This is a genomic window from Niallia sp. RD1 (assembly GCF_024219955.1).
GTDB lineage: Bacteria > Bacillota > Bacilli > Bacillales > Cytobacillaceae > Niallia > Niallia alba.
Genome location: NZ_CP100420.1, coordinates 23,525 through 42,982 on the forward strand (window position 1 = coordinate 23,525; position 19,458 = coordinate 42,982).

Genomic DNA, 19,458 nt, shown 5'->3' on the forward strand with positions numbered 1-19,458 from the left:
GGTTTCAAAAAAAATAATAGGAGGTGTTATTCATGACAGTCATAAATGACGTTAAAACAGCTCTAGCAGGATTGAAAAGTGCTCAAGCTAGCTTTGAAACATTTGCTCTTAGTACAGATAATCAACAAGCTAAGCAACTTTACCAAGATGCAGCTAAGCAAACCCAATCCGTTGTAGACAGCATTGAACCACGTGTTCAACAAATCGAACAAGAAGAACCTCAATACAAACAACAGTAATTAGTAAGGCGAAAAAAGGTTGGCCTCTTAACCAACCTTTTTTCAGCTGTTCAAATAATAGGAAAAAATGGAGGTGATTTTTTGAAAGATAAAATAACCACATTGAAAAACCTACTTTTTATTATAATGGTCATTGGTTTCGCATCAGGATGTAATGGTAATCAAAATGAATTTATTCAAGGTAATAGTACTTTTGGTATTTCACAAGTACATACAAGTAAGCCAATTGATCAATCCGTTGCCAATCATGCGAAAGAAAAGATAATTACCAAGGAAGATATTACAGACGTAAAAGCTGTGAATACTGATAAAGAGCTTATGGCAGCGATTAAAGTTGAGAATTTTGATCGATTTCGATTAAAGAGTATCGAGAAGTCAGTAAAATCCGACTTAGAAAAAAAATATCCCGACTATAAAGTTTTTGTTTCGACTGATAAAAAAATATTCTGGGAGCTTGAAAAGGTCGAGCAAAGACTGAAAAAAAACGATATGAATAAGAAGAACTTAAAAAATGATTTGAACAAACTGAAAAGTCTTATGAAGGAACAAACCTAAAGAGGAAGGATCGAGTTATGTCTAACAATCAAAAGAAACAACTTACTCCTGTGCAACAGGAATATCAAAAATTGCAAAAACAACGAGAGATCAAAAGACCGGTTGTTAAAAATTGTATTAAGGCCTTTTTAACCGGTGGACTTATTTGTTTGATTGGTCAGCTTATTTCAGACTTTTACATTTATTATTTCGATTTTACTGAGCAAACGGCCGGAAATCCGACGGTGGGTACGTTAATTTTTATTACAATGCTTCTTACTGGTTTTGGCGTATATGATCGAATGGCCCAATTTGGTGGGGCTGGAACAGCTGTACCTGTAACAGGTTTTGGCAATGCGGTTATATCGCCTGCCATTGAGTCGAACCGAAGGATTTGTACTGGGCGTAGGTGGCAACATGTTTAAATTAGCGGGGGCGGTTATTTTATTTGGTGTTTTTTCTTCTTTTGTCATTGCCTTAATTAAAACCACTTTAATCCAGTGGGGTGGTTTATAATGCTAGCAGGTCATCGTACATGGATCTTCGAACAAAAGCCTGTCATTATCTCCACTGGAACCGTTGGTGGACCATTTGAAGCCAATGGTGCTATCCCAGATGATTTCGATACTCTTCATGCTGATTTATGGCTTGGGCAGGATTCCTATGAGAAAGCACATAAAATCCTTTTTGAAGAGGCTTGCCAAAAAGCCATGGAAAAAGGGGGCATACAAAAGGATCAAGTTCAATTTATCCTAGCTGGGGACTTAATCAATCAAATCACCCCAACAAGTTTCGCTAGCAGAACGATTGGAGCGCCTTATTTTGGCTTATTCGGTGCTTGCTCTACTTCTATGGAAGGACTGGCTCTAGGTGCTTATATTGTAAATACAAAAGGAGCGAAATATTTGTTAACAGGAGCTTCCAGTCATGATACAGCTGTTGAAAAACAATTTCGGTATCCAACTGAGTATGGTGGACAAAAGCCACCTACGGCACAATGGACGGTTACTGGTGCAGGTGCAGCCCTATTAAGTGATTCTGGGGAAGGACCTCATGTCACATCTGCCACAATTGGTCGTGTAATCGATATGGGATTGACAGATCCATTTAACATGGGAGGAGCTATGGCGCCAGCTGCGGTTGATACCATTGAAGCCCATTTAAAGGAACGAAATGTTGAGCCATCTTATTACGATTTAATTGTAACCGGTGACCTTGGCCAAATCGGACAGGAAGTGTCCATGGATCTATTTAAAAAGCATGGAACTCCTATTAGTGAAGAACAATACCAAGATTGTGGCCTTATGATTTATCGGGAAGGACAACCCGTTCTTGCAGGAGCAAGCGGTGCAGGCTGTTCAGCAACGGTAGTTTATGGGCATTTATTAAACCGTATGAAAAAAGGTGAATTTAAACGAATGTTAGTTGTGGCTACAGGTGCTTTGCTTTCACCGTTGTCCTTTCAGCAAAATGAAACAATTCCTTGTATCGCCCATGCAGTGTCAATTGAATACGGAGGTGAACAATTAACATGATCTATTTTTGGGCTTTTGTCGTAGGCGGTTTAATTTGTATCATTGGGCAAATTATGTTTGATGTATTTAAATTGACACCAGGTCATACCTTAAGTGCTCTTGTAGTGATTGGGGCGCTTTTAGATGGATTTGGACTATACGAGCCTTTGATTGATTTTGCTGGGGCAGGGGCTACCGTTCCGATTACAAGTTTTGGGAATTCGCTTGTTCATGGTGCGATGCAGGAAGCAGAAAAACATGGGTTAGTTGGTGTACTGACAGGAATGTTTGAAGTAACTAGTTCTGGTATTTCAGCTGCCATTGTTTTCGGCATGATAGGAGCTTTAATTTTTAAGCCAAAAGGATAAGGAGAATTAGGATGACAGTAGGATCAGATGTTAAACAGTGTTTTGCCAGTCTAAAAGGGGTAGAAGCAAGTCTCTCAAGTTTAGCATTACGGACTCTTGATGATGAATCGAAGCGAACTTTGCATGAGGCTATGATGGTAGTACACGAAGTAACAAAAGATTTAAAAAAAAGAGTAGGAGAACTAGAAGGAGAGGAACTTCAGTACAAAGGTTTCTAGAAAAACTATATTTACAGGGGGTGTAAGCAGTGCCTGAATGGTTAGATATAGCTGTACGCTCAGCATTATTTGTTGCTGTTTTATTTTTCATTACAAAATGGTTAGGGAAAAAGCAAATTTCAGAACTATCTTTCTTTGAATATGTCACCGGTATGTCTATTGGAAGTATTGGTGCAGAAGTGGCTACGGGACTTGAACGGAAGATTTTTCACGGAATTATTGGAATTGTCATTTTTGCGGCTATTCCCTTTTTCACTGGTTTAATTTCCTTAAAAAGTAAAGGTTTTCGCAATTTTATAGAAGGAAAAGCAACTGTATTTATCAAAGATGGGAAGATTATGGAAGATAATTTAAAAAAGGAAAGATATACGACAGATGAACTGTTAGAGCTACTTCGCAGGAAGGATGTCTTTCAAGTCTCTGATGTAGAATTTGCTGTTTTAGAGGCAACAGGTGATTTATCTGTGATGCTAAAGAAAGAAAATCAACCTTTAACAGCAAAGGATATAAACTTGAAGGTTGCTTCAATCAAGGAGCCTCAGACCATTATTATGGATGGTACAATAATGGATGAACCACTAGCCACGATTGGACGAAGTCGGGCTTGGCTACAAACTGAATTAGAAAAACTAGGGGTAACGATTGAAAATGTATTTCTGGGACAGGTTAATTCTTACGGAGAGTTAACGATTGATCTGTTTGACGATAAATTACAAGTCGCCCCCCCACAAGAAAGACCCTTAATTCTTTCAACCTTGAAAAAATGTCAAGCAGACTTAGAACTATTTGCTCTTGGAACGGAATCAAAAGACGCCAAACAAATGTATAGGTTAAACAGTGAAAAATTACAAGAAGCCATTGATAAAGTGACCCCTATTTTAAAAGGATAAGGATTTAGCTTAGATTCATACATGACGAAAAAAAGATACCATTTTTAATTGAAATAAGTTTAAAAACCTTAGTCCAATTTCGGACTAAGGTGAATTTTTTTACGAGGTGTTAGAAGTGTCTATTTTTTTAGTTAAAGTTATTTTTATCTATATTGTGTTTATTGTAGCAGTAAATATTTTAGGGAAATCAGCTCTATCCCAACTTACCCCTCATGATTTTGGAGCGATTCTTTTTTATCTTAATCGAAATTTAAAGGAAAGTAGATATCCTTTACCTGAGCTGTTGTCTAATTTAAGAACAACAGGATATCCGGATATTCACGATAATGAATATGCGATTTTGGAAGCAACAGGTGAAATTAGCATTTTTCCAAGAAAAGAATTAGTTCCTATTACTCCAAAAGATTTACATATGAAAGTGGAATACCGCGGATTACCCATAGTCGTTGTCATTGAAGGGAAAGTGCAAAAGCGTAAATTAAAATTTATCAACAAAAATGAAAAGTGGTTAAAGGAAGAACTAAAGGCAAAGTGATATCTTCAAATCAAAGATTTTTTTTATGCTGCTGTTAGAGATACCGATCATTCATTAAACATTAACAAAAAAGATGTTAACGACTAATTTTAAGACGATTTCCTCCCAATATAAATTAATGTTTTCTCTTATTTACTCCTTATTGCATTTACCAATTTCATTTTCCAAATTTATAAAAAATTATACCTATATTTAGGAATTTACCAGATGGTAATTTTCAAAATCACTAAGTCTCTAGTTAGGACAGTGCCCAGATCATTAAGCCTTTCTTGATGTCAGAACTTTCCCAACCTTAATTCTCTTTTTTTCGTTCTTAATATCTTATACAAGTTCTTATAAAGGTAGTCCATAATATATAACAGACAATCCCTTCATATTCCATACGTATACTGGTTACATAGTTTGTACATGATAAGAGAAACAGAAGGAGGGATTCCAGTTGGAGTGGATTTTTTATCTATACCTGTTAAATACGTTCTTTATCTTATTCATAGCAATTTGGGAAGTTCGTCGGCCTGCCAAGGCTTTGAATTGGATAATAATCGTCCTTTTTTTACCTGTCATTGGTTTCTGGCTATATCTTAGCATATCAAACCCTAAGTTTATTCATCGAAAAAGATTGACCTGTTCTAAAAATGAATCTAACAAATTACCTGAGACATTCGGTGCTTCAGCATCGGTAATTGCCAATGCTTTACGGCATTTCACTGTGAATGGGCTTCGAATGGGCCAAGTCCAAGTGTTTAACAATGGGATAGCAAAATATGAACAACTTATCGAATCCCTACAAAAAGCCCAAGAAACCATTGATCTGGAATATTTCATCTATCGGAACGACCAAATTGGTAATCGAATCACAGAACTGCTAATCGAAAAAGCATTAAATGGAGTGCAGGTTCGTTTTATGAGAGATAGCTTGGGGAGTTATAAATTCCCGCGTGAAAAAATCCGGCAGATGGTTGAAGCAGGGATAGAATGCAGGACAATATTTCCTCTGCGATTTCCCTGGATTTTGTCCAATTGGAATTATCGGGATCATTGTAAGATTGTGACGATTGACAGAAAGGAATCCTTTACTGGCGGTATGAACGTTGGGTATGAATATACAGGATTAAAGCCAGACGTAGGATTTTGGAGGGACACTCATTTGCAAATTATAGGGGAAGCAACAGGCGACTTGCAGACTGTTTTTGATGTTCATTGGGAAATCGCTGTGCCGGAAAGGATAAAGTCAAAAACAAAATCTGAGGCAACGAAAAAGGCCACTAAAATCCCAAAATATAAATCAAAGGAAATCAATCCAACCGGCAGCATAGATCTTTCAAGATGGCCTGCCGAATTAGGATCTGAGTTATGGCCTATAGAAGGTAAAACAGACAATACCCAAACAAAGACAGGAGAATTGCAAAAAGCGTACATCCATACGTTGGAAGGAAACCCTGGAATTCCTACCCCAGTTATTCGTCAAGCTTACTTTATATGTATAACACAGGCGACCAAGACTATTGATATAACAACACCCTATTTTGTACCAGAAACAGATATTATCATGGCGTTAAAAACAGCTGTGGCTCGTGGTGTGCGCGTAAGATTGCTGGTTCCTCGCCACATTGATCAAAAAATCGTAGGCTTTGCAAGTCGTACCTATTACGGGGAACTTATAGAAGCTGGGGTCCAAATCTACCAGTACGACAAAGGAATGTTACATGCGAAACTGATGATCATTGATGAGGAAATTGCAGAAGTAGGCTCAGCAAACTATGATATGAGAAGTTTTCGCCTGAATTATGAGGTGTGTCAAGTCGTGTACAGTGCTGATGTGGCAAGAGAACTCACAGAGCAGTTCGAGAGGGATCTTACTGATTCTGTACCATTAAGAATTGAAGACTTGTTGCAACGATCCCTGACCGAGCGCATTGTTGAACAGGGTGCTCGCGTGCTTTCTCCATTATTATAAGTTGATGTATCCTGTTTTTATTGTTCTATCTTAAATCTAGATTTAACTTTGTTTTTAATATATTTCTGACTTATTTGAAAAAGAACTTCCAACATGGGTTTTTTCTTATTTACGATGGAAATTCATTACTAAAAAACGGTAATACTAAAAAGGCAGCTCAAAGAGTTTGAATTCAAAAATATCTGTTACCTTTTCATTTAAATATAGAGGTGATATCAATAGATAATATATTTGAAAATCTTAAGGAAATACGTTTATTAGAAGATAAGCTCTATCATTTAGAATTAAATAGTTGGCAAAAAAATGAGTTTTTAACTTGGGAATGGTGGATACTAGTCGTTTTTTTAGGTGTGCCTTGGGTTATATGGGCTAAACTTGTTAAACGAGACATTATTTTAGAAATTTTGTTATTTGGTACCATAATTATCTTGACAACAACCTTATTAGATGTAGTTGGTGCACAATACAGTTTTTAGGATTACCCCATTGCATTCCTACCTTTTATTCCTAGGGCCTTTCCTTTTGATTTTTCAATGGTACCTGTAGCTTACATGTTGTTATATCAATATTTTAGAACATGGAAATCTTTTATTTTAGCCCAGATCATTATGGCACTAACATATGCCTATATTGGTGAACCCTTTTGCGAGTGGGTCAAACTTGTTAATTATTTAGAGTGGAGATACAGATATTCATTCATATATTACATCATTGTTGGAATTGTAACTCGAGCTTTAATACTAAAACTAGCCTCTTTATCTAAACCTCAAGATCTTACAACTAAGTAAAATTTAAATTGGAGGAAAAAACTTTGGAAGAAGTTAATATTGGTTTACTGACGATCAAAGTCATCGTTGGTTTTGCCACTTTATTTTTTATCATTATCATAACAGGCAGAACATCCATCTATCAGTTAACCCCGTTTCACTTAGTTTTTGTGTTAGTACTTGGAGATTTTTTAGGAAATACCATTTATGAAGATAAGGTAGGGATTTTTCATTTTTTATATACCATCGGATTGTGGACGTTTCTTATGTTGGGAATAGAGTTTATGACTCTAAAAAATAAATCGACACGTTCTCTCTTATTAGGCAATCCTAACATCATCATTCGAGATGGTGTTATGGACAGAAAGTTACTTACAAAGAACAAATTGGATGTAAATCAAGTATTGAGTATACTCCGTCAAAATAATGTCTTTTCAGTTCGCGAAGTCAAATACGGTATATTGGAAGCTAATGGGCAAATAAGTTTATTATTAAAATCCAAGTATCAAAAACCAGACAAGCAAGATCTCAATCTTCCAGAAAGTCCAGTAGACCTCCCAACATCGTTAATTATAGATGGGGAAATTTTATGGGATAATTTACATGAACTCGGATTTGATCAACAGTGGTTAGATAACCAATTAACTACCAATGGATATGATAATGTAAAGCGTATACTTTACGCAGATTGGCGAGAGAGTGAAGGCATACATGTAAGTCCTAAATAAAATTTGTTAGGATAAGAGCACATCAATTTTCTTGGTGAATATAAACTTTAGTCTTCAACAATCAGGCGCTTTAATGAAGTAACTAAAGCCTAATTTTTCACTTATAACACCGAGAAATTAGGCTTTTTATATTTTGATTTCCTTAACGTTGTAAATCCGCATTTTCCTGACGCTACCCCAACATCTGCTTTTTTGTGGTTAAACATCAGAACAGGTCGCTTTTAGAAAACGCTGTTTTCGCAAAGTTTGTTGTTTTTGGCAGGGGAAAACTTTTACCTGAACAACCTTAGTTGTTTTGATAGTTCTTCCCCTTTGTCTTGGATTCCAAGACGTTTTTGTAAACGAATTGGTAAAATGAAAGTTATTTTTTCTGAATCTTCTTTAGTAATTTCTTCTTGGTTGGTATAGCCTGAGATTTCTTCCCCAATCATTGCTAATTCAAAGGGGGAATTGTTATAAATAGTTTCAGCTATTCTTATATATATCTCATCAATTTTAGCCAACCAGGGATTGAGTTCTTTAGTAAGCGGATATTCATAAGGATAGAGCTGTTCAAGTGTAGCTTGTGGTATGGATATATCTAACCAATCTGATTCGCCCTCGATTCTTATTACAGAAATCAAACTCGGTAAAGTATTCCCATCAGTCAAATTTAAAGTCCCATAAAATTGATTTACACTATCATCATCAATGTTTATAGGTAATGAAATTGAATCCGATAGGAAGTCCTGTCGTTCTTGCCAAAGCCCGTTGAAGAATCCGATGTTTTCTAATGCAATAAGTGCTTGATTCAATCTATTATTATCTCCAACGGGGTGAAACTCGATTGAAAGTTCATAGAATCCTCCAATCCAATTATCAGGGTTCGTAAATTCATTGTAATTCAATATTTTCACCTCCGTTTTAGTAGCTCTTTAAGAGTTCTACTGTGCTGTAATTTGATTTTTGGCAAGCCGAAATAAGCATCTGTTCCACCTGTTTTTCAAACGACAAATGCTTATCTAGGTCTAGCCAGCGGAACCAGTATAGGTAATTATCAAGGTATTTTGTTGCGACTCCTTGAAACCTTCTAATCCAAGTTTTAAGGCGGCTATGGAAGTTGTTCACATTTTGAATATGAAAGATACCTTTCTTTACCCGTTGTTTTTGCCGCTCATTGATTGGCTCGTGTTTCAAACCTTTTATTTTGGCAAATTTCTTATAGTTGGTAGCTGTATCTGTGCATAGTAGTGATTTCGGGTCTATATATTTTCCGATGGCAGCGTCAATTTCTTCCGCTTTCACACGACCAGTGCCAGCTTTTAGAGCGATGATGTTGTTATTACGGTCTTGTGCAACTACGACGGCAATTTTCAGGTCAGAAATCCCCCTTTTTTCGTCAGGAGTCTTCCGTTTCTTTGGTTCCCGGTGCGTAACCTCACGACCTTTTAAAGACTCTCGAAAGAAGGTTTCATCACTTTCAATGATACCCTGTAGTTGGTTAAAGTCTAATGAACGTAATGCATTCAGTATTTTATGTCTCCAATAAAAAGCGGTTGAAATGTGTAATTTTAAACGTTTAGCGATTTTAGGAAGTGTATAACCTTCGACCATCATTTCCATATACTTCACCCATTTTTCGGGATAGCGAGAGCCTGAAAAAGGAGTATTAGTCATATCATTAAACGTTTTATTGCAATCCTTACAAAGATAACGTTGGCGGGACCTGTACTTTCCGTTTCGTTTAACAGCCGTGCTGCCACAATGAACACAAGCCATACCACTATTAAAACGAGTCTCACGGATTTGTTTCAGCAGCTTAGAAATTTTATCTGGTTCATCGGGGAAAAGGTCATTTTTCAATGCTTTAAAAAGTTCTAATCGTTCTTCTTTTGTAAGTCCATTTGCATTCTCATACACACCTAACCACATACTGAATACCTCCTTGAACCACGATTATATCAAAGCTTCTAAAAGTGTGGTCAAGAAAGCAACAATTTATGCGAAAACAGCCTTAGAAAATAATGCGCACAGTAATTTCCAAAGAAAACAGCTCTTTTTTATTATATTTTACCTTCTTGATACCTCAAATTCACATTTAATCGATTAAATTTATTGAATACATGGCAATATAATAGTTACAGCTGTTCCCCAACCCTCTTTGCTTTTTACTATCATGTCTCCGTTATTTTGTTTAAGAAGCTTCAGGCATATAGTTAAACCTATTCCAGTTCCTTTTTCTTTACTTGTATAGTAAGGCTCTCCTATTCTAGCTAGCCTCTCTTTACTTATTCCATCTCCATTATCAATTATTCTAATTCGACAATGAGTCTCTTTTTGATCAAGAATCACCTTTACTTTGCCAGTTTGGGGTGAAATCGCCTCAATGCTATTTTTTAATATGTTTAATAATACTTGTTTAAACTGCGAGTTATCAATGGAAGCAATTAATTCTCTTTCCTCTCTATTTTCTACAATAATCTCTTTATTTTGTTCATTAGCCACAGCCTGAAATAAAACTTTTATATTTTTCAATTCTAAAAATGCCTTTGTTACAGGAAGGATATTATTTTCATTTTCTTTCGCTTCAGGTTTACTTAGTATAAGCAATTCCTTTAAGACTTCATTAATTCGATCAATTTCATCAAGTAAAATGGTTTCATAACCAGAAGCATCATTTTTTTCCTTTAGAAGCTGAATAAAACCTCTGATGGTAGTCAACGGATTTCGAATTTCATGGGCAACACTAGATGCCATCTCCCCTACTACTTTTAATTTCTCAGAAGAAATCATTAGTTGTTCATTTTGCTTCTGCTCAGTGATATCATGACCAAAATAGATATGATATTCTTCCCCAGTACTATGTATAAGTTCTTTTTTTCCCCAAATAATAAAATAGTTGTTCCCTCTACTGTCTACATAGCGATGTGGTTTCTCTGTTACCATATTAATACGATCTGTAATATAAGAAAACGGACGACCCAACCAATTCTTGTTTTCTAACGATAATAGATGTAAGAAAGAAGGATTCATCTTCACTATCTGTTCCTTCCCATTCTTAACTAATAAATAATTAGGATTTATATCCATGATGGCTTCTAATAATTCACTCTGCCTCGACAGTTCTGCATTCATACTATTCAAATGTGTTGATTGCATTTGGAAAAAGCTTAAAAATAAAATAACCGCAGCTATTAAAGAATTAAAACTTGAGAAGAACAGTGGAATAAAAATAAAACCACTAAATACACCATTTATATAGATGATTAAAACAGCTATGACAAATTTCATATAAAAACTTTTATAAATTGGATCCCTTATTTTAAATGAGATTATCAATAAAATAATAGTGTTTAAATATAATAAGACAATATTAAGAATGAATAATATATTCCATTCACCATAAATTGGTAGAACATATTCAGATGAAAGCAAACTTCCTTCCATCACCACAAAATCCTTAATGCCAAGACTTGTAAAATTTATAAAATAAGCGAATAAACTATAGAATATTAAAACGTATAAAAACGGCTTATTGAATAAAACTCTGAATCGTTTAAATTCTATATTTTCACTTACCAAATAATAAGAAAAATAATACATTACTGGCATTATACAAATGGTTCCAATTCGAAATATTTTAAATAAAAGTTCAATTGTATCCTGACTCAAAAAATCTCCTGCATATAATACAGCAATATCCATTTGCCAAAAGGATAGCATACATAAGAAAAGAGATAAGGCCTTCGTTAATTGAGACTGTGAGTAAAAAATGATCGTCACAGAAATAATGAGCGGAACTAACGAAACCATCAATAATAATATAGCTTCCATATTATGCTCCTCCTTTTGTTATCATTGCGCACCCATTATTTCCTCCGTATCCATGTGCCGTTATTAAAACACGATCAATCTCTTGTTCCATTAAGCTTGTAACTATTGGATAGTGATGGTAATAACTATTTATTTCTTCGCTTATCGTTGGCGGAATAAAGTTTTTACTTATACTAATTAATGATGCAATTATTTGAAAAAGAGGCGCAACCCCCATTGGGTGACCAACCGTGCCTTTAATCGAAGTAATAGGTATATTAGAGTTTGCAAAAAACTTCTTATAAACCCCTACTTCAATATGGTCATTTTCCATTATTCCTAAAGCCTGACTATTTATAAAGGATGGCATATTTTCCTTTATACATTCGGCAACCGCCTTTTCCATTAGCAATCCTGTTGAATCTGACTGATAAGGGGAAACAGCATCCTGAGTTACACTTGTCGCCTCGACTGTTCCTAATATGGCGGCATTACGCTGAATTGCTATTTGTTCACTTTCCACAATTAACACACCAGCTCCTTCTGAAATCGAAAAACCTCTCCCCCCAGAAAAAGGTCCAAATATTGGCAAAGGATTGTCTCCTGCTTGTAAGACACGAAGCGGAAGGAAACCTTTTATAACGGTATCACAAATCGGTTCATCACTTGCACCGACTATACAAACATCTATTTGATTTGATTTAATTAATATTCTTGCTAAATTTAGTGCATCTATTCCAGATGTACAACTATTCGCTAATGATAAAGACATACCATGTAATTGCAGCTCAGCACTAATACTTGATGATAAAGAATTAGCATTCATATTTCCAATGGTATAAGGAGAAATCCTTTTTCCTTTTTCTGCAGACATAGTAGCTTTACTTATTTCTGCTAAGCCTCCACCTGAAGAACCGACAATTACTGCTGTTCGATAATCTCTAACACTTATATTTGCTTGTTCAACTGCTTCTTTACATGCTTGGAGAATCATACGAACAGGTTTAGACATTTTATCTTGTTTCCTGTTTAACTTGTTTAATTGTTCTTCATACACTCTGCCTGTATATATGTATTTTCCTTCATATTTTTCCTGTTTCAACATACTTTTACTATTTTCAAGTACAGTCGTATATTCTTTTATATTAGAAAAACCTGTGCCAATTATCCCCATTCCAGTAATAACCGATTTCATATATATTCTCCTATAAAATATTCCTTACATATGTATTTTACTATGAAAATTGATTTACATCAGTAAAATAAGAGAAAATGTCCAAATTGCCACAAATAAAAAGGCTGCACCAAAGTTCAACCAACTTACAAAGACAATTATCTGCTAATTCTTCTAATTCAAAAGAAGTAACTTAAATAACTGCTTATAAAGTCAGAACCTTGTATCCAGCCTTCTACTAACAAAATATTGTTTTTTAATTACTGATAACCATTTTCTCTATCAGATGCTTCATCTTGGATCTCTTCTCTAAATGATTGAATCGCAGCTTCTCTTCGCTTGTTTTTCTGCTGAAGCATTTCTTTTTCATCAGAACTAGCATTTACCAGTGTTTCTTCTGTTTTGTCGATATTTTCGATTGTGTTTTGCACCATGTCCTGTAATTTTTCTACATTATCAGAACGATTATCGGGATTGGGCTTTTGAAAGCTCATCATTATTCCTCCTTCCTAATATGCTACGTATGTATTTTGGATGTCTACTGAATTTTTTATGCAAAGCTTCTTGATTAACACATACTACCATTTATTCACAAGAACAACTTTTCCTACAGCTTTACCCGATTCTAAATAATCATGTGCTTCTCCAACGTCCTCGAAGGAAAACGTTTTTTTATCTAGTAATGGCTTTAAACAATTTGCTTCTATTACGGCAGTAATACTCCGTAATATATCCCCATGTTCAAAACGAGTTGTTTCATCAAGCAGCTTAAGAAGCATAAACGTAACATGGAAAGAGAGTCCCTTCGAATGTAAGGGAGTTAGATCATGTGTAGATCTAGCAGCTATCGTTAATACTGTTCCATTTACAGCGGACCTTCAAAGGAATTATCTAAATTTCTACCACCAACTGTATCAAAAATAATCGAAAATCCTTTTCCAGCTGTATACTTTTCCATATATTCTTTAACTGATGTTTCTCGGTAATTTATAACATGATTAGCTCCCAATTCTCTTGCAATTGCTTGTTTTTCCATGGATGAAACCGTTGTATGAACAGTTGCTCCAGCCCACCTAGCTAACTGAACGGCTATATGCCCCACCCCTCCTGTACCGCCATGAATTAGAATATCCTCTCCTGCTTTTAAACCACCTTTGGTAAATAAAGACTCCCATGCCGTTATGCCAACTAGAGGGATTGCTGCAGCTTCTTCCATTGAAATATTCTGAGGTTTATGTGCTAGGACCTTTGCATCCACAATCATATATTCCGCCAATGCCCCTGCTAATCCTTTGAAACCACCTGCGCATCCATATACTTCATCTCCTATTTGAAAAGACTTTACCCCCTCCCCCACTTCTTCAATAACACCTGCTACATCTCCATGTAATACGGCAGGAAAGGCTGGAGAAACTGCTGGTACAGCTCCAGATCGCACTTTAATATCAATTGGATTGACACTCGTGGCTTTTACCTTTACTCGCACTTGACCTGGCAATAAATCCGGTGATTCTATTTCTTTCAATTTAAAAACGAAAGAATCACCAAATGTTTCTATTATCATCGCTTTCATCATCATTCATCTCCTTTATTTCCATATTACCTAATCCGTTCGATTTTTTCGAAAATTTCGTATTCCTTTTCTCATTTAATTAATAAAACGTTTCTATTTCGTTAAAAAGGGATATTAGTATCTTATAGCTATCATACTAACAATATCAATATCGATATTTATCGAGGAGGACCCACACATGAATGACCTTGAAAATAAAGTAGCCATTATAACTGGAGCCGCTTCTGGTATTGGAAAGGCTGCAGCCACCTCCCTTGCCGACAAAGGCATGAAAGTAGCATTAGTAGACTTAAATGTTGATGATTTAGAAGAAGTAAAAGCAACGATTAATAATAAAGGTCAAGTAGCTATATCACTGGAAGCAAATGTTGCAGAGCCCACTTCTATTCAACAGGCTATTGATGAAACAGTTGAAAAATGGCAGCAAATAGATACCGTTTTTATTAATGCTGGAATTAACGGAGCAGTTTCTTCCATCGAAGATCTAACACCATCCGAGTGGGATAATACGATTGAAACAAATTTAAAAAGTACATTTTTAACGGTTAAATATAGTGTTCCTTTTATGAAAACCAATGGAGGAAGCATTATAATTACAAGTAGCATAAATGGGAATCGCATTTTTAAAAACTTTGGAATGTCTGCTTACAGTACCTCTAAAGCTGGTCAAGTAGCTTTTGGAAAAATGGCTGCACTTGAATTAGCACAATACAAAATACGAGTGAATATGATTTGCCCAGGTGCAATCGATACAAATATAGAAAAGAATACTTTTAAAGATGAAAAACACTTAGAAGAAATAGCCATCCCTGTTGAATATCCGGAAGGTAACCAGCCACTATCTCATCAATCAGGCAGTGCACAGCAAGTGGCTGATTTAGTATATTTTTTAAGTTCTGATTTATCTAGTCATATTACTGGAACAGAAGTATATATTGATGGAGCAGAGTCTCTTTTATAGAGAATATAGACCCTACCTGACAATTATCTGGTAGGGTTTATTATGGATTAAAGCTATTTGCTATCTACCTTTAATTTTTATACGCGAGTAGATAGAGCAACTAAATGCAGTATTCTCCCTATCGTATGCTAAAATAGAGAGAACTTGCATCAGTGGGGGTTGCACTGATGGTTAACTTATCAGACCTTAACGGGCGGTTATCCCCCATTAAGCTTCCTTGCCTTGGTTTTCCACAGATTGAGAGGAGGGTCTTACTGCCTGTTAAAAGTGGGATAAAGAAAATACCGAAAAAAGGAGAATCTATCCATGAATGAAACAATACAACAATTGAAAAACCGTCGTTCTTACCGCAATTATCAGGATAAAGAAGTAACTTTCGAAACACTCCAATTGATTATGGAAGCAGCACAAGCCGCCCCTTCTTGGACGAACGGTCAGCATGTAACGGCTATCCTTATTCGAGATGAAGCGAGAAAGAAAAGATTGGCAGAATTATGTGGGAATCAAAAACATGTGGATAACTCCCCTGCTTTTCTTGTTTTTTGCGCAGATTTCTATCGAGCAAAACTTGCTAGTGAGATGGAAGGAAAGGATTTTAAAGCAATCGAAGATATTGATACACTTTTAATAGGAGCCACTGATGTTGGGCTTGCCATGCAAAATGCCATAACTGCTGCTGAATCACTCGGATTAGGTACTGTTCCAATAGGGGGTATTCGTCGCAATTCCTTACAAGTCATTGAATTTTTACAGCTTCCTACCTATGTCATTCCTATTGCTGGACTTTGTGTTGGTTACCCTGATGAGGACCCTGGTTTAAAACCTAGATTACCCTTAAAAAGTATTCTTCAAGAAGAAAAATACGATAAAAACCAACAACCTTTCATTGAAGACTATAACGATACATATAAAGAATACTTAAAGAACCGAGGAGAAACCCCAGTAGGCTGGACCGATCGAATTGCAAACTTTTATAATAAATCCTACTATCCAAGTAATGCAAAAATGATTAAACAACAAGGATTCCTTGCGAAAGATATGCATATCTAGCAGAAAAAATGCTGTTTCCAATCCGGTGAATAACCATCTTGGAAACAGCATTTTTATTTTGGAAAATTTATTTCAAAAGTGGTCCCTTTATTTAACGCACTATCTACTTTTATAGAACCATCGTGTTTTTCAATGATCCACTTCGCAATAGAAAGGCCTAAACCTGTCCCTTCTCGATCTGTTCTCGATTGCTCTACTTGATAGAAGCGATTGAAAATTTTTGAAATCTCTTCTTTAGGTATACCTATTCCATTATCCTTTACCATAATGACTACTGAATTAGCTCGCTCAATGGCTCGAAGCTCAATCTCTCCCCCTTCCATTGTAAACTTCATACTATTATCAACCAGAATAACAAGCAATTGATGAATTCTCTCCTTATCACCAATAAATGAAATTTTGTTTTTTACAGAAGCATAGATTTTTTTCCCTTGAAAATCTGCAATATCTTCATATTGTTCCACAACCTCTTGAATGACTTCTTCTACAGCAAATTGTGTTTTTACTATTTCTGCTTGGTTTGAATCTGATCGAGCCAATGTCAGTAAATTTGTTACAAGTTTACTCAATCTTCTTGTTTCTTTCGAAATGACAGATATGTCAAATGCTCTTTCCTGGATTGTAGCTTCAGGTTTTTGAAAAAGCACATCCGTACGGGACTGAATAACAGCTAGCGGTGTTCTTAGTTCATGGGATGCATCCGAAACAAATTGTTGTTGAGCCTCCCACGATCGTTGAATGGGGATTAAAGCTCTACCTGCTAAAAAGTAACCTCCCAGTACTGCAAATAGGCTGCCAACACCTATTCCAACAGACATAATAATGATTAATTGAGCTAGCATGCTCTCTTCAGAATCAATATTTCTTACTATTTGAATCGTTTTTGTTTCCCCATTAACCTCTAACTTAGTGGATATCGTTTGAAAACGATATCCTTCAGAAGAAGTTTTCTTTTCTAATGTATTAGTAGAACTTGGCTTTAAATACTCTTGTTCTGCTGTATAATCAATAAATGAATTTTCCGAAGCCCCTTCGATTTCTCCACTCGTCCCCCATTGGATAAGCATTAATTTAGGCTCTAACATGGGAACCGGTCCTCTACCGTCCCTTTCGCCCATTCTTTTCAAGTCTTCTATTCCATTAAGAAGAGAATTATTAACTTCACGATATGTTTGCTTTTCTGTGTATAGATAAATGGTGTAACCTATTATAACCATTAATAATATGAAGACAATCGAATTTAATATAGTTAGCCTGATTCTTGTTTTACGAAACATTTTTCTATTTGCCCCTTAATAGTCCTTCAAAATATAGCCTACACCTCGGACAGTTTGAATATCTTTATGAAAATCAAAAGGTTCTAATTTTTTGCGAATTTGATGGATAAACACTTCCACAATGGCAATGGTCGTATCTGAATCAAATCCCCATATTCGATCGAATATTTGCTCCTTCGTTACTATTTTTCCATTATTTTGAATAAGGTATTCGAGTAAATCATACTGCTTTATTGTTAATTTGATTGGAACTTCATTAATCAAAACATCATTTTCTTTCCCAGTAAGGACGATTCCCTTATACTTGATACCTTCATCCAGGTCAAGAGAACCACTTCTTCTTAATAAAGCTTTAATGCGTGCTTGAAGTTCTGGTGTTTGAAATGGTTTTACGAGATAATCATCTCCTCCATATTCTAACCCTTTCACTCTGTCTTCAAGTGCATCTTTTGCAGTTAAAAATAATACTGGTGTTTTAATTTTCTCTTTTCGAATCTGTTTAACAATATCAAAACCGTTAACATATGGGAGCATCACATCCAAGATGATTAAATCATAAATATTCTGTTCCGCAAAAAACATTCCATCTTCCCCATTATCTGCCGTGTCCACTGTATATTCTGTTTCCAGTATTGTTTTTAAAGAATCAAGTAACAGTTTATTGTCTTCTACAATTAGTAATTTCATTGAAAGTTCTCCTTACTTTCTTCTCCATTTTTTACAACATTACAAAAGTATATATTATCTCTATTTTAATAATAACTGCTTAATTTAACCTTAAATTTCACTTTTTTCTTAATAAAAGGCAGTTTTCCTTCCTTTTGGACAAGGAAATGGAATAACTGCCTCTTACCTCTATTAGTCCGACATTATTACGTTCACCTTAGATTACTTCTGGAAGAATAAAATAATTTGCTAACTTAGCATTTACATGCGTTTGCCAATTATGTAACGAAACACCATTCTTCTCTAGTAATTTATAAGCATGGACCCATGCACTCATCTCCGCATTTACACGGTAAGACCAATCATGCAGCCATTTATCATGTTCTAATTCACCATTTACATAATCAATAACATGACCAATTTCATGGGCAAGTGCATAGATATTTTCCAATGTAAGTTGATATGGAACTGTAATATACATTTTCGTATTAAAACTTATTTTTTTTGTCGAATCATATACAACTTTGCAACCTAATTCTTCAGCAAATTGTACCACTTTCATAAATTTTTCTCTTGAAACCATCATACATACATTTCCCCTTTACCAATATTTACTATACTCAAAAAAACAAATGTTAATGTTTATTCTCTTTGAATTCGGCTATATAACCTAGTAACGTTAATTAAAAATCTTTAATAGGAGTGATAGAAATGGCAGACAACAAAATGAGCAGAGAAGAAGCAGGTAGAAAAGGCGGAGAAGCTACTTCAAAAAATCACGACAAGGATTTTTATCAGGAAATCGGACAAAAAGGTGGACAGGCTACTTCTGAAAACCATGACAAGGAATTTTACCAAGAAATCGGTAAAAAGGGTGGAGAAGCTACTTCTGAAAACCATGACAAGGAATTCTACCAAGAGATTGGTAAAAAAGGTGGACAGGCTACCTCTGAAAACCATGACAAGGAATTTTACCAAGAAATTGGTCGAAAAGGCGGAAATTCTCGTAACGATAACGATTAATGGCTACAGACCTGTCCGTTGTTCAAACATACCAATACGTTAACAAATAAGTGGATACTCTACCAAAAAACAAAAAGTAAAAGATAAAAATTAATTTAAAAATCCATAAGGGGCTGACCTTTACAAGATCGATTCTTTGTATTTGGTTAGCCCTTTTCATCTATTTATTACTTCTTATGATACATTATTTGT

Annotated in this window: 21 protein-coding genes and 3 pseudogenes; 15 read left to right on the forward strand and 9 right to left on the reverse strand. The window is 35.4% G+C overall.

What is annotated here, in order from left to right:
• The first annotated feature begins 32 nt into the window (after positions 1–32).
• The 12 genes and pseudogenes from NKG37_RS00205 to NKG37_RS00255 all read left to right on the forward strand — a co-directional run bounded on the left by NKG37_RS00205 (position 33) and on the right by NKG37_RS00255 (position 7,750).
• On the forward strand, positions 33–239 hold the full coding sequence (locus tag NKG37_RS00205) for a DUF1657 domain-containing protein (RefSeq protein ID WP_013352384.1): 207 nt from the start codon (positions 33–35) through the stop codon (positions 237–239).
• Positions 240–320: 81 nt separating this feature from the next.
• Positions 321–794 (forward strand): YhcN/YlaJ family sporulation lipoprotein, encoded by a 474-nt coding sequence (locus tag NKG37_RS00210; RefSeq protein WP_254415601.1) that lies wholly within the window; start codon positions 321–323, stop codon positions 792–794.
• Positions 795–811: 17 nt separating this feature from the next.
• Positions 812–1,289: pseudogene (gene spoVAC / locus NKG37_RS00215) on the forward strand (stage V sporulation protein AC).
• Positions 1,289–2,308: a stage V sporulation protein AD gene (gene spoVAD / locus NKG37_RS00220; RefSeq protein ID WP_061794311.1), complete on the forward strand. Its 1,020-nt coding sequence runs from the start codon at positions 1,289–1,291 to the stop codon at positions 2,306–2,308. Before spoVAC ends, spoVAD begins: the two are co-directional and overlap by 1 nt.
• Positions 2,305–2,655, forward strand: a complete 351-nt coding sequence (gene spoVAE / locus NKG37_RS00225; protein ID WP_098797242.1) for a stage V sporulation protein AE — start codon at positions 2,305–2,307, stop codon at positions 2,653–2,655. The genes spoVAD and spoVAE overlap by 4 nt, the downstream gene beginning before the upstream one ends.
• Positions 2,656–2,666: 11 nt before the next feature.
• Entirely contained in the window at positions 2,667–2,873 is a 207-nt protein-coding gene (locus NKG37_RS00230) for a DUF1657 domain-containing protein (protein WP_009336483.1), read from the forward strand.
• Positions 2,874–2,902: 29 nt separating this feature from the next.
• Complete coding sequence (locus tag NKG37_RS00235; protein WP_169188631.1) at positions 2,903–3,763, forward strand: DUF421 domain-containing protein; 861 nt, start codon at positions 2,903–2,905, stop codon at positions 3,761–3,763.
• Positions 3,764–3,878: 115 nt separating this feature from the next.
• Positions 3,879–4,385, forward strand: a pseudogene (locus NKG37_RS00240) (DUF421 domain-containing protein).
• A gap of 352 nt (positions 4,386–4,737) precedes the next feature.
• Complete coding sequence (locus NKG37_RS00245) at positions 4,738–6,255, forward strand: phospholipase D-like domain-containing protein (protein ID WP_254415602.1); 1,518 nt, start codon at positions 4,738–4,740, stop codon at positions 6,253–6,255.
• A 209-nt stretch (positions 6,256–6,464) separates the two neighbouring features.
• Positions 6,465–6,731, forward strand: coding sequence for a hypothetical protein (locus tag NKG37_RS00250; protein WP_254415603.1), 267 nt, complete (start codon positions 6,465–6,467; stop codon positions 6,729–6,731).
• A gap of 57 nt (positions 6,732–6,788) precedes the next feature.
• Positions 6,789–7,043: a hypothetical protein gene (locus tag NKG37_RS25960; protein ID WP_302183202.1), complete on the forward strand. Its 255-nt coding sequence runs from the start codon at positions 6,789–6,791 to the stop codon at positions 7,041–7,043.
• Between the two features lie 23 nt (positions 7,044–7,066).
• Positions 7,067–7,750: a DUF421 domain-containing protein gene (locus NKG37_RS00255; RefSeq protein ID WP_254415604.1), complete on the forward strand. Its 684-nt coding sequence runs from the start codon at positions 7,067–7,069 to the stop codon at positions 7,748–7,750.
• 272 nt (positions 7,751–8,022) lie between these two features.
• Here the strand turns inward: NKG37_RS00255 and NKG37_RS00260 are convergent, their stop codons facing one another.
• The 6 genes and pseudogenes from NKG37_RS00260 to NKG37_RS00285 all read right to left on the reverse strand — a co-directional run bounded on the left by NKG37_RS00260 (position 8,023) and on the right by NKG37_RS00285 (position 14,289).
• A complete protein-coding gene (locus NKG37_RS00260; RefSeq protein WP_254415605.1) occupies positions 8,023–8,637 on the reverse strand; it encodes a hypothetical protein in 615 nt (204 codons plus the stop codon).
• A 16-nt stretch (positions 8,638–8,653) separates the two neighbouring features.
• Positions 8,654–9,661 (reverse strand): IS1595 family transposase, encoded by a 1,008-nt coding sequence (locus NKG37_RS00265; protein WP_254415606.1) that lies wholly within the window; start codon positions 9,659–9,661, stop codon positions 8,654–8,656.
• Between the two features lie 180 nt (positions 9,662–9,841).
• Positions 9,842–11,563 (reverse strand): ATP-binding protein, encoded by a 1,722-nt coding sequence (locus tag NKG37_RS00270; RefSeq protein WP_254415607.1) that lies wholly within the window; start codon positions 11,561–11,563, stop codon positions 9,842–9,844.
• Position 11,564: 1 nt separating this feature from the next.
• Positions 11,565–12,737: a beta-ketoacyl synthase N-terminal-like domain-containing protein gene (locus tag NKG37_RS00275; protein WP_254415608.1), complete on the reverse strand. Its 1,173-nt coding sequence runs from the start codon at positions 12,735–12,737 to the stop codon at positions 11,565–11,567.
• 239 nt (positions 12,738–12,976) lie between these two features.
• Positions 12,977–13,210: a small acid-soluble spore protein Tlp gene (gene tlp / locus NKG37_RS00280; protein WP_212117545.1), complete on the reverse strand. Its 234-nt coding sequence runs from the start codon at positions 13,208–13,210 to the stop codon at positions 12,977–12,979.
• An 84-nt stretch (positions 13,211–13,294) separates the two neighbouring features.
• Positions 13,295–14,289: pseudogene (locus NKG37_RS00285) on the reverse strand (zinc-dependent alcohol dehydrogenase family protein).
• A gap of 178 nt (positions 14,290–14,467) precedes the next feature.
• Here NKG37_RS00285 and NKG37_RS00290 point away from each other — a divergent pair.
• Positions 14,468–15,250 (forward strand): SDR family oxidoreductase, encoded by a 783-nt coding sequence (locus NKG37_RS00290; RefSeq protein WP_254415609.1) that lies wholly within the window; start codon positions 14,468–14,470, stop codon positions 15,248–15,250.
• Positions 15,251–15,556: 306 nt separating this feature from the next.
• Complete coding sequence (locus NKG37_RS00295; protein ID WP_254415610.1) at positions 15,557–16,300, forward strand: NADPH-dependent oxidoreductase; 744 nt, start codon at positions 15,557–15,559, stop codon at positions 16,298–16,300.
• A 53-nt stretch (positions 16,301–16,353) separates the two neighbouring features.
• Here the strand turns inward: NKG37_RS00295 and NKG37_RS00300 are convergent, their stop codons facing one another.
• The 3 genes from NKG37_RS00300 to NKG37_RS00310 all read right to left on the reverse strand — a co-directional run bounded on the left by NKG37_RS00300 (position 16,354) and on the right by NKG37_RS00310 (position 18,829).
• Positions 16,354–17,577 (reverse strand): sensor histidine kinase, encoded by a 1,224-nt coding sequence (locus tag NKG37_RS00300; RefSeq protein WP_169189004.1) that lies wholly within the window; start codon positions 17,575–17,577, stop codon positions 16,354–16,356.
• 15 nt (positions 17,578–17,592) lie between these two features.
• On the reverse strand, positions 17,593–18,264 hold the full coding sequence (locus NKG37_RS00305) for a response regulator transcription factor (RefSeq protein ID WP_101729191.1): 672 nt from the start codon (positions 18,262–18,264) through the stop codon (positions 17,593–17,595).
• Between the two features lie 196 nt (positions 18,265–18,460).
• A complete protein-coding gene (locus tag NKG37_RS00310) occupies positions 18,461–18,829 on the reverse strand; it encodes a hypothetical protein (protein WP_016202354.1) in 369 nt (122 codons plus the stop codon).
• 125 nt (positions 18,830–18,954) lie between these two features.
• Here NKG37_RS00310 and NKG37_RS00315 point away from each other — a divergent pair, with 125 nt between their 5' ends.
• Positions 18,955–19,266 (forward strand): con-10 family general stress protein, encoded by a 312-nt coding sequence (locus NKG37_RS00315; RefSeq protein WP_254415611.1) that lies wholly within the window; start codon positions 18,955–18,957, stop codon positions 19,264–19,266.
• The last annotated feature ends 192 nt before the right edge of the window (positions 19,267–19,458 follow it).

Excerpts from the sequence above, each read along its gene's own strand:
- NKG37_RS00205 (WP_013352384.1), top strand. The coding sequence starts at position 33 with ATGACAGTCATAAATGACGTTAAAACAGCTCTAGCAGGATTGAAAAGT.
- spoVAD (WP_061794311.1), top strand. The coding sequence starts at position 1,289 with ATGCTAGCAGGTCATCGTACATGGATCTTCGAACAAAAGCCTGTCATT.
- spoVAE (WP_098797242.1), top strand. The coding sequence starts at position 2,305 with ATGATCTATTTTTGGGCTTTTGTCGTAGGCGGTTTAATTTGTATCATT.
- NKG37_RS00230 (WP_009336483.1), top strand. The coding sequence starts at position 2,667 with ATGACAGTAGGATCAGATGTTAAACAGTGTTTTGCCAGTCTAAAAGGG.
- NKG37_RS25960 (WP_302183202.1), top strand. The coding sequence starts at position 6,789 with ATGGTACCTGTAGCTTACATGTTGTTATATCAATATTTTAGAACATGG.
- NKG37_RS00265 (WP_254415606.1), bottom strand. The coding sequence starts at position 9,661 with ATGTGGTTAGGTGTGTATGAGAATGCAAATGGACTTACAAAAGAAGAA.
- NKG37_RS00270 (WP_254415607.1), bottom strand. The coding sequence starts at position 11,563 with ATGGAAGCTATATTATTATTGATGGTTTCGTTAGTTCCGCTCATTATT.
- NKG37_RS00275 (WP_254415608.1), bottom strand. The coding sequence starts at position 12,737 with ATGAAATCGGTTATTACTGGAATGGGGATAATTGGCACAGGTTTTTCT.
- tlp (WP_212117545.1), bottom strand. The coding sequence starts at position 13,210 with ATGAGCTTTCAAAAGCCCAATCCCGATAATCGTTCTGATAATGTAGAA.
- NKG37_RS00290 (WP_254415609.1), top strand. The coding sequence starts at position 14,468 with ATGAATGACCTTGAAAATAAAGTAGCCATTATAACTGGAGCCGCTTCT.
- NKG37_RS00295 (WP_254415610.1), top strand. The coding sequence starts at position 15,557 with ATGAATGAAACAATACAACAATTGAAAAACCGTCGTTCTTACCGCAAT.
- NKG37_RS00300 (WP_169189004.1), bottom strand. The coding sequence starts at position 17,577 with ATGTTTCGTAAAACAAGAATCAGGCTAACTATATTAAATTCGATTGTC.
- NKG37_RS00305 (WP_101729191.1), bottom strand. The coding sequence starts at position 18,264 with ATGAAATTACTAATTGTAGAAGACAATAAACTGTTACTTGATTCTTTA.
- NKG37_RS00310 (WP_016202354.1), bottom strand. The coding sequence starts at position 18,829 with ATGATGGTTTCAAGAGAAAAATTTATGAAAGTGGTACAATTTGCTGAA.
- NKG37_RS00315 (WP_254415611.1), top strand. The coding sequence starts at position 18,955 with ATGGCAGACAACAAAATGAGCAGAGAAGAAGCAGGTAGAAAAGGCGGA.